At 35.3% G+C, this 14,741-nt stretch carries 11 protein-coding genes and 1 pseudogene; 11 read left to right on the top strand and 1 reads right to left on the bottom strand.

All coding sequences use genetic code 11. From position 1 onward, the window contains the following. The 9 genes and pseudogenes from AB8B52_RS05565 to AB8B52_RS05525 all read left to right on the top strand — a co-directional run. Positions 1 to 1,186: pseudogene (locus AB8B52_RS05565) on the top strand (excinuclease ABC subunit UvrA); the annotation flags it as partial. Positions 1,187 to 1,475: 289 nt separating this feature from the next. Continuing rightward, entirely contained in the window at positions 1,476 to 2,162 is a 687-nt protein-coding gene (locus tag AB8B52_RS05560; protein WP_406026045.1) for a TIGR00730 family Rossman fold protein, read from the top strand. A 54-nt stretch (positions 2,163 to 2,216) separates the two neighbouring features. After that, positions 2,217 to 3,491 (top strand): T9SS type A sorting domain-containing protein, encoded by a 1,275-nt coding sequence (locus AB8B52_RS05555; protein ID WP_406026044.1) that lies wholly within the window; start codon positions 2,217 to 2,219, stop codon positions 3,489 to 3,491. Next, positions 3,488 to 6,328 (top strand): metalloprotease, encoded by a 2,841-nt coding sequence (locus tag AB8B52_RS05550; protein ID WP_406026042.1) that lies wholly within the window; start codon positions 3,488 to 3,490, stop codon positions 6,326 to 6,328. The genes AB8B52_RS05555 and AB8B52_RS05550 overlap by 4 nt, the downstream gene beginning before the upstream one ends. A gap of 154 nt (positions 6,329 to 6,482) precedes the next feature. Then, entirely contained in the window at positions 6,483 to 8,894 is a 2,412-nt protein-coding gene (locus AB8B52_RS05545; RefSeq protein ID WP_406026041.1) for a thiamine pyrophosphate-dependent enzyme, read from the top strand. Positions 8,895 to 9,065: 171 nt separating this feature from the next. Then, positions 9,066 to 9,746: a hypothetical protein gene (locus AB8B52_RS05540; protein WP_406026039.1), complete on the top strand. Its 681-nt coding sequence runs from the start codon at positions 9,066 to 9,068 to the stop codon at positions 9,744 to 9,746. Continuing rightward, positions 9,733 to 10,797 (top strand): sensor histidine kinase, encoded by a 1,065-nt coding sequence (locus tag AB8B52_RS05535; protein WP_406026037.1) that lies wholly within the window; start codon positions 9,733 to 9,735, stop codon positions 10,795 to 10,797. Before AB8B52_RS05540 ends, AB8B52_RS05535 begins: the two co-directional genes overlap by 14 nt. Then, positions 10,790 to 11,479 carry a LytR/AlgR family response regulator transcription factor gene (locus AB8B52_RS05530; RefSeq protein WP_406026035.1) on the top strand — a complete coding sequence of 230 codons (690 nt, stop codon included), beginning with the start codon at positions 10,790 to 10,792 and terminating at the stop codon, positions 11,477 to 11,479. Before AB8B52_RS05535 ends, AB8B52_RS05530 begins: the two co-directional genes overlap by 8 nt. Position 11,480: 1 nt before the next feature. Further along, positions 11,481 to 11,951, top strand: a complete 471-nt coding sequence (locus AB8B52_RS05525; RefSeq protein WP_406026033.1) for a hypothetical protein — start codon at positions 11,481 to 11,483, stop codon at positions 11,949 to 11,951. 20 nt (positions 11,952 to 11,971) lie between these two features. Here AB8B52_RS05525 and AB8B52_RS05520 read toward each other — a convergent pair whose 3' ends face one another. Then, positions 11,972 to 13,132, bottom strand: coding sequence for a class I SAM-dependent RNA methyltransferase (locus AB8B52_RS05520; protein WP_406026031.1), 1,161 nt, complete (start codon positions 13,130 to 13,132; stop codon positions 11,972 to 11,974). Positions 13,133 to 13,320: 188 nt separating this feature from the next. On the opposite strand from AB8B52_RS05520, the gene AB8B52_RS05515 reads away from it, so the two are divergent. After that, positions 13,321 to 14,052 carry a class I SAM-dependent methyltransferase gene (locus tag AB8B52_RS05515; protein WP_406026029.1) on the top strand — a complete coding sequence of 244 codons (732 nt, stop codon included), beginning with the start codon at positions 13,321 to 13,323 and terminating at the stop codon, positions 14,050 to 14,052. A gap of 9 nt (positions 14,053 to 14,061) precedes the next feature. After that, the gene (locus AB8B52_RS05510) at positions 14,062 to 14,736 is read left to right on the top strand and encodes a ZIP family metal transporter (protein ID WP_406026027.1); all 675 of its coding nucleotides are present in this window, start codon (positions 14,062 to 14,064) and stop codon (positions 14,734 to 14,736) included. Positions 14,737 to 14,741: the final 5 nt, after the last annotated feature.

Here is a 14,741-nt window from a genome sequence, read left to right as displayed (position 1 = left end):
AGAACACGATAAGGACATGATAGAACGTGCCGACCATGTCATTGATATTGGTCCTTTTGCAGGAAAGTTTGGTGGTGAAATCATTAGTGAAGGCACACCACAAGACTTATTGAAACAACACACCTTAACCGCAGCGTATCTCAATGGTGAAAAGGAAATTGAAATCCCTAAAACCCGACGCAAAGGCAACGGTAAAAAGTTGGTTTTAAAAGGTTGCACAGGTAATAATTTAAAGAACGTAGATATTACCTTGCCTTTAGGACAAATGATTGGTGTTACAGGAGTTTCAGGCAGCGGGAAATCGACCTTAATTAACGAAACCCTCTATCCTATACTTAATGCCTACTATTTTAATGGTGTGAAAAAACCGATGCCGTACAAAAGCATCAAAGGTTTAGAGCATTTAGATAAGGTGATTGATATCAACCAATCTCCCATTGGCAGAACACCACGAAGTAATCCTGCTACTTATACTAAGACGTTTGATGAGGTGCGTAGTTTGTTTTCTAAGATTCCTGAAGCAATGATTCGTGGCTATAAACCAGGTCGTTTTAGTTTTAATGTGAAAGGCGGACGTTGCGAAACTTGCCAAGGTGGTGGTTTGCGTGTCATTGAAATGAACTTTCTACCAGATGTGTATGTGGAATGCGAAACCTGCCAAGGCAAACGTTTTAATCGTGAAACCTTAGAGATTCGCTACAAGGGCAAATCGATTAGTGATGTGTTGAATATGACGATTGAAGAAGCCGTTGGTTTTTTTGAACACATTCCTAAAATTCACCGAAAACTAAAAACTATTAAAGATGTTGGTTTGGGTTATATTACTTTAGGACAACAAAGTACCACGCTGTCTGGAGGCGAAGCGCAACGCATCAAACTCGCTACAGAATTAAGTAAACGCGACACCGGAAATACCTTTTACATTTTAGATGAACCGACGACAGGTTTACATTTTGAAGATATTCGTGTATTGATGAAAGTGCTCAACAAATTAGCCGACAAAGGCAATACCGTTTTAATTATTGAACACAATTTGGATGTTATTAAAACCGTTGATTATATCATCGATATTGGTTACGAAGGCGGAAAAGGTGGAGGTGAAGTCGTTGCCAAAGGCACACCAGAACAAATTATAAAAGATAAAAAGAGTTACACGGCTAAATTCTTGAAAAAGGAACTCGCGTAATTATATCCAATGGCTTTTGCTGATGTTTAGGTAAAAGAATTATATTGCGGAAAGCTGGAAGCGTTGGAAGCGTGAAGTTGGAAGCATTAAGCTGGAAGCATGAAGCATGAAGCTGGGAGTTTGAAGCATGAAGTTTGGAGTTCAGAGTTCAAAGTTCAAAACGAATAGAATTACTAAACAAACAGCCAATAGCCAACAGCCAACAGCCAAAAGCCAACAGCCAACAGCCAAAAGCCAACAGCCAAAAGCCAACAGCCAAAAGCCAAATAAATAATAAACAAAAAAACATATGCAAGACGAAGCAAAAACCAAAGGTTGGAATGCCATAAAAACGAATGACTCATGGGCGATTTTTAAAATCATGGGTGAGTTTGTAAACGGATATGAAAAACTAAGTAGAATAGGACCTTGTGTTTCTATTTTTGGATCTGCACGTACCAAACCCGATCATAAGTATTACAAATTAGCCGTAGAAATGGCGTCTAAAATTGTAGATCAAGGTTATGGTGTGATTACAGGTGGTGGTCCAGGGATTATGGAAGCTGGTAATAAAGGAGCGCATATGGCAGGCGGAACGTCTGTAGGTTTAAACATTGACTTGCCTTTTGAGCAGCACGACAATCCATATATCGATAATGATAAAAGCCTAGATTTCGATTACTTCTTTGTAAGAAAAGTGATGTTTGTAAAATACTCACAAGGCTTTGTAGTGATGCCTGGTGGTTTTGGTACTTTGGATGAACTTTTTGAAGCGATTACTTTAATTCAAACGCATAAAATTGAAACCTTTCCTATTATTTTAGTCGGTACCGAATTTTGGGGAGGCTTAATGGATTGGGTCAAAACAACCTTATTAGATGCTGGTAATATCAGTGCTAAAGATTTAGATTTGATTCATCTTGTAGATACTGCAGATGAAGTCATCACTATTCTAAATGACTTTTATAAAGATTATGGATTCAGTCCTAATTTCTAAACCTTTTAATTTCAAAAAAATCAAAACGTTTTTTTGAAGCCCTTGTTCTATGCTATGAAGAAGACATTCTCAGGTTTTTTAATTGTTATGTTATGCGCATGTTTTAATGTTTCTGCACAAGAAACGATTAAGGTGATGTTTTATAATGTACTCAATTACCCGTTGGAAGATGCAGTGCCTAATCGTATTAATGATTTGAGCGTCATTCTTAACGACTATCAACCCGATTTGTTTTTAGTCTGTGAACTAAACAATATCGATGGTGCTTTAGCGATTTTTAATACAACACAAACCGCCATCAATTCTAATTTTGAAATGGCAACTTATGTATCTAACACATCTGATGACAATGGGACTAACCAAAACGATCTTCAGAACTTACTGTATTACGATAGCACAAAATTTACATTAGAAGCCGAAATTATTGTGCCCACGGATTTACGGGATTTTAATGTTTATAAATTGCAGCTCAATACCATAGATCAAGATATAAATCCAGTAGAATTGTATGTGGTGGTTTGTCATCTCAAGGCTTCGAGTGGTACTGTAAATGCACAGCGTCGTTTTGATATGGTGGTTGAGTTAGAGGCTTATTTAAATACACTGCCTACAGATGTCAATGTGCTTTTAGGAGGTGATTTAAATTTATATACGGCTAATGAATCTGCTTTTCAGGAATTGTTAGATACCTCTAATGCTATTACGTTTACCGATCCTGTAAACCGTGTTGGCAGTTGGAGTAATAACAGCAGTTTTGTAGATGTATTTACCCAATCTACAAGAACAGCTGTTGGTTTTGGTGGTACACGTGGAGGTTTTGATGATCGTTTCGATTTTATTCTAACCTCAGAAAATATGCTTGGGTCTTCTAATTTAAATTATGTAAGCGATTCGTATCAGGTATTTGGTAATAACGGTTTAACGTCTTGTTACAACCAAGCCATTAATTCTTCAGACTGTGAAACGACAGGCTCTGAATTTCAATTTGATATTAGAAATGCTTTACACAATTTTAGTGACCATCTTCCCGTTACCTTAACACTAGAAACGGCTGCTAGCTTTTTGAGTGTGGATGAGGTTAATTTAGTATCTGGCTTTTATCTCGAAGCCACTGTTGTCACTAATCATTTAGTCCTTCATGTGACTGACGCAGATTTGTTTAATAAGCATTTACAGATTTACAATAGTTTAGGCCAATTGGTAAAAACGTTTCAAATGACTACAAATTCTAAGCAATACTTTGAAGTCTCAGATTTACAAGACGGTCTGTTTTTTCTGAATGTTGCTGGTCGAAATGCAAATCCTATTAAATTCATTATTTCTAATTGAACAAATCCCTTATCATAACGACTATTTTAATGCTTTCTGGCTTCATGCTTTTGGCGCAAAATAGTATGGACATTAATGCCAGTGTTAATGTAGATACCAAAACCATTACCATAGCACAAACGATTGTTTATAAAAACACGTCTAATACGGTTCTTGATACCATTTACCTTAATGATTGGAATCATAGCTATTCTACCAAGTCAACACCCTTAGCCAAACGGTTTGAAGAAGCCTTCAGCACAAAATTTCATTTGGCAAAGAATGAACAACGTGGTTTTACCGTAATAACCTCGCTTCAAAATGATACTGGTGTGCAACTGGATTATAGCCGACTCAAAGCACATCCAGATGTTATAGAAGTGGTGTTGAAAGAACCCTTGGTTCCAAATGCTTCGTATCGTATAAATTTAAACTACCAACTTCAAATTCCAGATGCTACGTTTACCGATTACGGCATTACTAAAGACAAAAATTTTGATTTAAAATATTGGTACATCACTCCTGCAATTTACAATGGAGCATGGCAGTATTATAGTAATAAAAACTTGGATGATATGTTTGTGCCAAAGTCTGACATTCGGCTAAGTATTACCTATCCTCGAAATTATAAAGTGACTTCAGAGCTCGATTTTAATGCCAATACACTTAACGATGCCAACCAAATGCAAACCACCATCCTTCAAGGTAAAGATCGTGTGGATACGTATTTATCGTTGCATCGCTTGCCGAGTTTTGGTTTTGTGCAAACCGATGACTTCACCATAATTTCTAATATTAATGAGAAAGGCTTACAAGGCGCAGAAAAAGCCATATTAACAGACAAAATAACACGTTATCTTACCGAACATTTTGGTGCTTATCCGCACAATCAATTACTCGTTACGTCTATTGATTATAAAAAGAATCCGCTTTATGGGTTAAACCAGCTTCCTGACTTTTTTAGACCATTTCCTAAAGATTTTCAATATGAATTGAAACTACTTAAAACCGCTTTAAAAAAATATATTGATAATACGCTTTTGCTCAATCCAAGAAAAGAGCATTGGTTGAGTGAAGGGCTTCAAATTTATTATTTAATAAAATATGTTGAGGATTATTACCCAGACATGAAGCTTCTGGGATCACTCGCTGATTTTTGGGGAATCAGAGCATTTCATGTTTCAGACTTAGATTTTAATTTTCAGTATTTCCTGTATTCTATGGAAATTGCGCGCAAAAATTTAGATCAGCCTATAGCCATGCCAAAGGATTCCTTGACAAAATTTAACGCTAATATCGCAGGAAAATACAAGGCTGGAGTTGGTTTGAATTATTTAGATCAATTTACGGACGACATTAACCTGTCGGATGCTATTACCGAATTTGTAAAAGCACGTCAATTACAACCGGTTTCCATTTCGGATTTTGAAACCTTTATTACTTCAAAAACTAAAAAAGACGTTCGTTGGTTCTTTACAGATTATATTGGGACACGTAAAAAAATTGATTTTAAAATTTCGTCTCTCAAGACAACTGAAGATTCTATTTCGTTGACTATTAAGAATAAGCGCAATAATAGTATGCCAATTTCGCTCTTTAAATTGAAGAACGATTCTGTTATTGATCAGTTATGGGTAGAAAACATTGAAGGTAAAAAGACCATTACCTTACCAAAAGATAGTACTGACAAGTTTGTATTGGATTATGATAATGTGATTCCAGAATTTAATCAACGCGATAATTATAAATCGGTAAAAGGCTCATTTTTGAATAATAAGCCCTTTCAATTTCGTGTATTTAAAGATATTGAAGATCCAGATTACAATCAGGTATTTTTAATGCCACTCGTAGAATTCAATAATATTTATGATGGCCTAACCCTCGGGACTAAAGTTTACAACAAAACGGTTTTACGAAAGCGTCTTAACTATCGATTTTCGCCACAATATGCTACAAAGTCGCGATCTTTAACGGGTTCGACCTCTGTTTTTTATACCCATAATTTAGAGAACACCAATCTTTTTGATATCACTTATGGCATTTCAGCCGGTTATCAATCGTTTGCAGAAGATGCTTTTTTTAGTCGTATACGTCCTACAATTTCTTTTCGTTTTAGAGATCATACGGATTTAAGATCTGATAAAGTGGATCAGATTCTGGCGAGATACGTCAGCATTGAGCGTACTCTTGGTCCTGATGCTACCGTTATTATTGATGAACCAGATTATGGTGTGTTTAATTTAAGATATACACATTTTAGTCCAGGGCTTATTAATTTTTCGAGATTTAATACGGATTTTCAACTCGCTGATAAATTCAGTAAGCTTTCTGTGAATTATGAATTTAGAAAACTAACAAAGGGCAACCGAAATATTAATTTTAGATTTTTTGCAGGTGTCTTTTTAGATAATCGCACCGATCCTAATTCAAATTTTTTCAGCTTTGCTTTAGACCGACCGACGGATTACTTATTCGATTTTAATTATTTAGGACGTTCGGAAGATGCCGGACTTTTCAGTCAACAAATTATCATTGCAGAAGGTGGTTTTAAATCGCAATTAGACACTCCTTTTGCTAATCAATGGATGACCACGGCCAATTTCAATACGTCTATTTGGCGTTATATTCAAGCTTATGGTGATGTTGGATTGGTGAAAAATAGGTTTAGTTCAGCGCAATTCGTTTACGATTCTGGTATTCGTTTAAATCTTGTAGAAGATTATTTTGAAATCTATTTTCCTATTTATTCTAACCGAGGTTGGGAAATTGCACAACCCGATTACGACCAACGCATTCGGTTTATGTTTACGGTAGACCCTAAAGTACTTGTAGGGCTTTTTACAAGGAGGTGGTATTAGTAAATTCTTATTGAAATGTTAATTTATTATTTTTATTTGAAGAATTCGCTAATATTTCTTTAATTTATTGAGAATACATCAAAATTATAAGCCTCTTTGCGGTTGCGTAAAATTTTAATTTTTTGTACTTTCGCATGACTTAAAAATGACCTACATGAAGACAAACCCTAACACCAAAACAGAGATTACGTTCGAAGATTTTAAAGCTGAGGTTTTAAACGATTATAAACTTGCGGTTACAAGTCGTGAGTGCAGTTTCCTTGGTCGCAGAGAAGTGTTAACAGGTAAGGCAAAGTTTGGCATTTTTGGTGACGGTAAAGAAATTCCTCAAATTGCTTGGGCTAAAGCCTTTGAAAATGGAGATTTTAGATCTGGCTACTACAGAGATCAAACCTTTATGATGGCGATTGGTGAATTAACCATTGAGCAATTCTTTGCAGGTTTGTATGCCAATACCGACATAAAAGAAGAGCCGATGTCTGCTGGCCGACAAATGGGAGGTCATTTTGCCACGCACAGTTTAGATGCCAATGGCCATTGGAACAATCTTACAGAACAGAAAAATTCGAGTGCAGATATTTCGCCAACCGCTGGGCAAATGCCAAGACTGTTAGGTTTAGCACAAGCCTCTAAAATATATAGAGAAGTTAAAGGTATCGATACCACTAACTTTTCTAAGGAAGGGAATGAAATTGCCTGGGGAACTATAGGAAACGCAAGTACAAGCGAAGGCTTGTTTTTTGAAACCATTAATGCTGCAGGTGTGTTACAAGTGCCAATGGTGATTAGCATTTGGGACGACAATTACGGCATCTCAGTACATGCAAGACACCAAACGACTAAAGAAAATATTTCAGAAATCTTAAAAGGATTTCAGCGTAACGGAGAAGAAAAAGGTTACGAAATTTTTAGAGTTGACGGTTGGAACTATCCTGAATTAATGGATACCTACCAACGTGCTGCTCAAATATCTCGAAAAGAGCATGTGCCAGTAATGATCCATGTACAAGAATTGACTCAACCTCAAGGACATTCAACCTCTGGTTCTCACGAACGCTATAAAGATCAAGAGCGTTTGGCTTGGGAGGCAGAATACGATTGTAATGTGCAAATGCGCAAATGGATTATTGAAAATAATATTGCCTTAGATGATGAACTTGTTGCTTTAGAGCGTAATATTAAAAAAGACGTAAGACAAGGCAAAAAGGCAGCATGGGAGGCATTTATCAATCCTATTATTGCCGAACGTAAAGAAGCGCTTAGCTTATTAGAAAACTTGGCCGCGTCAAGTCCAAATGGTGTATTTATTAGAAAACTAAAAAATGATTTAGAAGCTATAGATGAGCCGCTGAGAAAAGACCTGTTATCTGCAACACGTAAAGCTTTGCGCTTTGTAGTGTCAGAATCGTCTGCTGAAAAACTAACACTTCAAAATTGGATTACTAACTATATCAATGCGATTCAACCTAAATACAGTTCGCATTTACATAGTGAATCTTCACTAAATGCTTTAAACCAAGGTGAGGTTGTTCCTACTTACGATGCTGATGCTGAAGAGGTCGATGGACGTGTGGTTTTAAGAGATAATTTTGATGCTATTTTTAGTCAGTATCCTGAAACTTTAATCTTTGGAGAAGATGCTGGTTATATAGGTGATGTCAATCAAGGTTTAGAAGGACTTCAAGATAAATACGGAGCACTTAGAGTGTCTGACACAGGCATTAGAGAAGCCACAATTATTGGTCAAGGCATTGGTATGGCGATGCGTGGATTACGTCCTATCGCAGAAATTCAATATTTAGATTATATTTTATACGCCTTACAAATTATGAGTGATGATTTGGCAACGGTTCAATTCCGAACCAAAGGACGTCAAAAAGCTCCCTTAATTGTAAGAACACGAGGCCATCGTTTAGAAGGTATCTGGCATTCTGGTTCTCAAATGGGAGGCGTTTTAAACCTCGTAAGAGGTATTCATGTCTTGGTACCAAGAAATATGACCAAAGCTGCGGGTTTCTACAATACATTATTAGAAAGTGATGAGCCTGCTTTAGTGGTGGAATGTTTAAATGGTTACCGACTAAAAGAAAAGTTACCTAATAACATCGGTGAATTTAAAACACCACTTGGTGTCGTTGAAACCATTAGAGAAGGAGATGATATTACGCTAGTGTCTTATGGTTCTACCTTGCGTTTGGTAGAACAAGCGGCAAAAGAATTACAAGCGGTTGGTATTGATGCAGAAATCATTGATGTGCAATCGTTACTTCCATTTGATCTTAATCATGATATTGTAAAAAGTATTACCAAAACCAATAGGGTAATGGTGATTGATGAAGATGTGAAAGGTGGAGCTGCGGCTTATATTCTGAATGAAATTTTAAATACACAAAATGCATTTCAGTATTTAGATAGTGCACCAAAAACTTTAGCAGCCAAACCACACCGACCAGCTTATGGTACGGATGGTGATTATTTTTCAAAACCATCTGTTGAAGATATTTTTGAAGCGGTTTATGATGTGATGTACGAATTGAGTCCTATGGATTTTCCTAAGTTGCGATAAGCTGTAACCTTTACAAATCATATTTTAAATTTATTAATAAAGAAGGCAATTGGCCTTCTTTATTAGTTGCAATAACTTTGTTTAGCATGCGTTGACTCTTGTTTGTCGAAATTAGTTGCAGCAACGCACCCATATGTAGAATTTAGCCAGAACTTTTAAAACCTATATATTATGAAAACTAAAGGCATTATTTTAATTTTAGCTGTTTTACTTTTCAGCTCTTGTATTGTAAAATCGCTACAACCGTTTTACACCAAAGACAGTTTGAGTTTTAATGAAAAATTATTGGGCAATTGGGTCGATCAGAAAAAAGGGGTTTGGACAATAGAGTCTATGCGTGCTAAATTTGAAGAAGATCGAAACCCTTCCGAAGTCAGATCTAAAGAAGACTTAATTGCTTTTGAGGCTTATAAAGACGGCTATTATGTAACTTATATTAAAAATGAAAAGCAAGCTGGTTTTATTGCTATGCCTTTTAAAATAGATCAGCACTATTTTATGGATTTTATACCTTTAGAAATTGAAGACGATGAAATTAATAGTTTGGCTGCAGAACATTTATTGAAGACCCACTCTGTAAGTAAGTTAGATATGACTTCTGACGAAGAATTGTCCTTATCTTGGCTCAGTGAAGAACGCCTTAAAGATTTATTTGAAGGTGAAAAAATTAGAATAAAGCACGAAAAAATAGGTCCAGAAGACACGTTACTACTCACAGCATCATCTGAAGAATTATATGCTTTTTTAACCAAATATGTGAAAGCAGGCTTATTTGAATCTTACGAGAAAAAACAAAAGAAATGGAAATCTTCAGACCAATTAACTTTAGCTAAAGTAGATGCAAAGCCTTAACTTAAATTACCTCATAAAACAAGCCAATTACCACAGACCACTTATTTTTAATGGTGTACTGTGGTTATTGGCTTTTGTGATTTTAATCTTTGTATTTTCCAAAGGACAAGTTCCTATTGCGGTAGACTATATGTATACTGTTACGTTTTTGGTACTACTTGCTATTCCTGTTAGTCTTAACTTTTATATGTTCATTCCGAAGTTTTTAAAACAAGAAAAGTATTTGGCTTATATCATACTTTTTTCACTTAATTTAATCGTTTTTGCTGGATTAAGCTCATGGTTGCTTCAACCCATTTTAGATATCCTTTTTCCGAGTTATTTCTTTATTTCATATTTATCGCAAGTGGACATATTATTGGTATTTGTGATCTTTTTATTCGCCGCAACGCTTTTAAAATTAGCAGAAGATTGGTTTTACTTTAATACCAATGAAAACAACATTTTAAAATTAAAAAACCAACAAATAGAAACGCAACTTTCTGCCTTACGAGCACAAATAAATCCGCATTTTTTATTCAATTCTTTAAATGTTGTTTACGCCTTGGCACTTGATAAAAAGGAAGGGATTACGTCAGCCATTGTTCAGCTTTCAGATATTTTACGTTATGTGATTTATGATTCTGATACCCAACGTGTGGCACTAGCAGATGAGATTACCCTACTTCAGAATTATATCGCCTTTCAGAATCATCGTGTAGAAACACCGACTGCTACTGATTTTAGAATTGATATTATTGATAAGCAATTTAAAATTTATCCGATGTTATTGCTGCCATTGCTAGAGAATAGCTATAAACATGGCATTATCGCTGGCGAAACCAAAACGCCAATAACTATTGCACTCTCTCAAAAAAACGACCAATTTCATTTTGAAATTACTAATGCCAATTTAAATACCAAGAATACACTTGTGGATAAACATTCTGGTGTGGGTATAGAAAACCTGAGAAATAACTTAAATTTAGTGTATCCTAACGCACATCAATTTACTATTGAAGCGACAGATACTATCTTCAAAGTGACTCTAAAAATTACAAATAATGCCTAAGACATCCATAACCTGTTTAATTATTGATGATGAATTATCATCTCAGCGTGTACTGCAGCATTTTGTTTCAGAAACAGAAGTTTTAGATTTAAAAGCGACCTGCAACAATGCGGCTGAAGCGTTCAAATACTTGCAATTACATGGAACTGTAGATGTCCTGTTTTTAGATATTAATATGCCACAACAGTCAGGTTTAGATTTTTACAAGACTTTAAAACATCCACCACAAGTTATTTTTACAACCGCTTATCCGCAGTATGCTGTGGATGGTTTTGAAGTTAATGCTGTAGATTATTTACTAAAACCGATTGCTTACGACCGTTTTTTAACGGCTATAAACAAAGTTATTCATCAATCAAGTCCGACTGAAACTATTGATGATTTTATCATTCTGAAGGAAAATAAGACCTTACACAAAGTGTTCTATCAAGATATTCAATATGTTGAAGCTTTTGGTGATTATGTTAAAGTCCACACCGAAGATAGCGTTATTATGACCCATAGTACGTTTTCAAAATTATTAGCCACTTTGCCAGACTATTTTCTTAGAATACATAAATCCTATAGTATCAACCTTAATCGTATGAATCGGCTTTCTGGTAATCAAGTTACTATTGACACACATGTTATTCCTATCGGACAAACCTATAAACAAACTGTTTTAAAAGCTTTAAATTTGTGATATGAAGATTGAATCTATCGTTACCATTAAAAAAGAATTAAAACACTTATCGCAAGAAGAGCTTTTAGAATTGTGCTTGCGTTTGGGAAAATTTAAAAAAGAGAATAAAGCGTTACTGACGTATTTGTTATTCGAATCGCATGACGAAGACGGCTATATAGAGAGTGTTAAATCAAGCTTAGACGAATTGTTTGAAGGTATAAATTCGGATAGTTATTTTTATATGAAGAAAACAATTCGGAAAATCTTAAGACAAATTAGAGTTTACAGCAGATATTCAGCTCAAAAAACAACTGAAATTGAGCTTTTACTTTATTTCTGCGAACGTCTCAACGATTTAAAACCTTCTATTCATAGAAACACAATGCTGAGTAATCTTTACGAACGTCAGATTCTTTTTATAAAGAAAAAGGTCAGTGTGCTGCATGAAGATTTGCAGTATGATTACAATTTGAAGTTGGAACAATTGTAAGGACAATTCGCGAGTTGTCCCTACAACTGCTTCTTAGCCTTCTTACTACCTTCATACATTTCATATTTTACCAAACGCGCTTCCAACTTGGCATTAAACACTTTTATTTTTCGTGAAGGTCGTAATCCTACAAATTTTAAAGCTTCGAGATTAGAAGTGATTAACCATGCATTTGTTCCTGGATAACCGTGTTTTAATGTGGTGCCAATGTTTCCGTAAAACTCTTCCACATTCAAATTTTCTAAGCGTTCACCATATGGTGGATTAAAAACCATATGTAGTTTGTTGTCGCCACCTTTTTGAGTTTTAAAGAAATCTTCATGTTGAATGTGCACAAATTCATCTAAATGGGCATTTTTTATGTTTTCTTTAGCCTTTACAACAGCTGAAGGTGATTTGTCGTAACCTATAATTTTATGGTGGAAATCGCGTGTTTTTTTCAAAAGAGAATCTTCAATGGTTTCGAATAATTCGACATCCCAATCTTGCCAACGTTCAAATCCGAATTCCTTTCGCATTAAGTTGGGTGGAATATTACATGCAATCATGGCAGCTTCGGCCAGCATGGTGCCACTACCACACATCGGATCCATAAAATCCGTTTGTCCATCCCAACCGCTCATCATAATTAATCCAGCGGCTAACACTTCATTAATCGGTGCAATATTGGTGGCGGTTTTATAACCACGTCTGTGCAAGGATTCGCCAGAGGTATCTAAAGAAATGGTACAGACTTGACGGTCAATATGCACATTGATTTTTAAATCTGGAAAGCGCAAATCTACATCTGGACGTACACCATCAATTTCTCTAAAACGATCAACAATGGCGTCTTTAGTTTTTAGAGCGGTGTATAATGAATGCGTAAATACACTATTATGCACGGTGGCATCAACAGCTAAAGAACCTGTAGATTTAAGATAGTCTTCCCATTTCATTTTCTTTACGTTTTTGTAAAGATCCTCTTCTTTGTGGACTCTAAATGAATGGATGGGTTTTAGTATTTTAATCGCTGTACGTAACCCAAGATTGGCTTTGTACATAAAACCTTTGTCGCCAACAAAACTGACATTTCGCACCCCTTTTTCCACATGCATAGCACCGAGTTGTGTGAGTTCTTTTGCTAAAATATCTTCAAAGCCAAATAAGGTCTTGGCTAACATCTTGTAATTATTGTCCATAACTTCCGTCAAATAGATTGCAAAAATACAGTATTTTTGCAGGATGACATCCTAAAATAAAAACAGGATTTGTCATTGCGAATCTTTAGAACAAAGTTGCAACAGTCGCTCTCTTTTTTGAGAGTCCTCGCTTTGCTTTTAGAGACCATCTATAAATTAAAAAGATTCCTGCTTTCGCAGGAAATGTTATGACAAAATCAACAAAACAATGGTATGCCTCTTGGTTTGACACACCTTATTACCATATTCTATATAAAGACAGAGATTATAGCGAAGCTCAAGGGTTTATGGATAATCTCACCAACTATCTTAACATTCCTGAGCATGGTAAAATCCTAGATTTGGCCTGTGGTAAGGGACGGCATTCCGTATATTTAAATTCTTTAGGTTATAAGGTGACAGGTGTGGATTTATCTGAACAAAGTATTAACCATGCCAAGCAATTTGAAAATGAGAAGCTAAAGTTTACCGTACACGATATGAGCAAACCCTATCAAGACACCTTTGATGCTGTGTTTAACCTCTTTACAAGTTTTGGATATTTTGAAGATGAAAATTGTAATCTCGAAACCATTAAATCTATTAAGGAAGGTTTAAATGAATTTGGTTTTGGTGTCATTGATTTTATGAATGTCGATTACATCATTGAAAATTTAGTAGCCGCAGATGTGAAAACCGTTGAAGGTATCGATTTTCATCAAAAACGTTCGGTAAAAAATGGGTATATTATTAAAGACATTAGTTTTGAAGTTGATGGTGAATCCTTTGAATTTCAAGAACGTGTTAGAGCCTTCACCTTAAAAGATTTTGAGGTACTCTTTGAAAAAGTAGGCGTCCATTTATTAGATGTTTTCGGTGATTTTAAATTACATAAATACCATTCTAAAACCTCTGAACGCTTAATCATGATTTTTAAGTAATTTACACGTATGAGGAGTTACCTATTACCATTGCTGGCCGTTGTTATCGGAGTTATCATTGCGCTTTTAACTAAAAAGCAGAAATCAACGTACACTAAATTACTTCTGTCATTTAGTGGTGCTTTTTTATTAGCCCTAACGCTTTTTGATTTATTACCAGAAGTGTATCATCACATTGATGCCAAACAAACTGGTTTGTATATTATGTGTGGTATTTTGCTTCAGATTGTGTTAGAGTTTTTCTCTAAAGGTGCTGAACATGGCCATGTGCATATGCACAAAGACGATACGCAATTTCCTTGGCTGCTATTTGTAAGTTTATGCATTCATAGCTTTTTAGAGGGTTTTCCTATTCATCAGCACAACGATATGGTCTATGGAGTCTTGATTCATAAAATACCGATTGCCATTTTAATAACCGCATTTTTATTACAATCTAGCTATAGTAAATTACAAATTGTAAGCTTTTTGGCCGTATTTGCAGCGATGACGCCTTTAGGTACTTTTATCTCTAACCATTCGAGTTTTATGTCTGGCTATGTGGATATTATTAATGCTGTGGTTATTGGAATATTTTTACATATTTCTACCACGATTTTGTTTGAAACTGGCGAAGGGCATAAATTTAATTTATCAAAGTTGATCGCAATTTGTTTGGGTATTTTTATTGCTTATTTTATTTAATAGCT

The sequence above is a fragment of the Winogradskyella sp. genome (assembly GCF_045105575.1).
Lineage (GTDB): Bacteria > Bacteroidota > Bacteroidia > Flavobacteriales > Flavobacteriaceae > Winogradskyella.
This window is presented reverse-complemented; position numbering and strand designations above follow the sequence as displayed.

Bases quoted from the DNA above. Each gene is read 5' to 3' on its own strand.
- AB8B52_RS05540 (WP_406026039.1), top strand. From the start codon at position 9,066: ATGAAAACTAAAGGCATTATTTTAATTTTAGCTGTTTTACTTTTCAGC.
- AB8B52_RS05530 (WP_406026035.1), top strand. From the start codon at position 10,790: ATGCCTAAGACATCCATAACCTGTTTAATTATTGATGATGAATTATCA.
- AB8B52_RS05535 (WP_406026037.1), top strand. From the start codon at position 9,733: ATGCAAAGCCTTAACTTAAATTACCTCATAAAACAAGCCAATTACCAC.
- AB8B52_RS05560 (WP_406026045.1), top strand. From the start codon at position 1,476: ATGCAAGACGAAGCAAAAACCAAAGGTTGGAATGCCATAAAAACGAAT.
- AB8B52_RS05525 (WP_406026033.1), top strand. From the start codon at position 11,481: ATGAAGATTGAATCTATCGTTACCATTAAAAAAGAATTAAAACACTTA.
- AB8B52_RS05515 (WP_406026029.1), top strand. From the start codon at position 13,321: ATGACAAAATCAACAAAACAATGGTATGCCTCTTGGTTTGACACACCT.
- AB8B52_RS05510 (WP_406026027.1), top strand. From the start codon at position 14,062: ATGAGGAGTTACCTATTACCATTGCTGGCCGTTGTTATCGGAGTTATC.
- AB8B52_RS05555 (WP_406026044.1), top strand. From the start codon at position 2,217: ATGAAGAAGACATTCTCAGGTTTTTTAATTGTTATGTTATGCGCATGT.
- AB8B52_RS05520 (WP_406026031.1), bottom strand. From the start codon at position 13,132: ATGGACAATAATTACAAGATGTTAGCCAAGACCTTATTTGGCTTTGAA.
- AB8B52_RS05545 (WP_406026041.1), top strand. From the start codon at position 6,483: ATGAAGACAAACCCTAACACCAAAACAGAGATTACGTTCGAAGATTTT.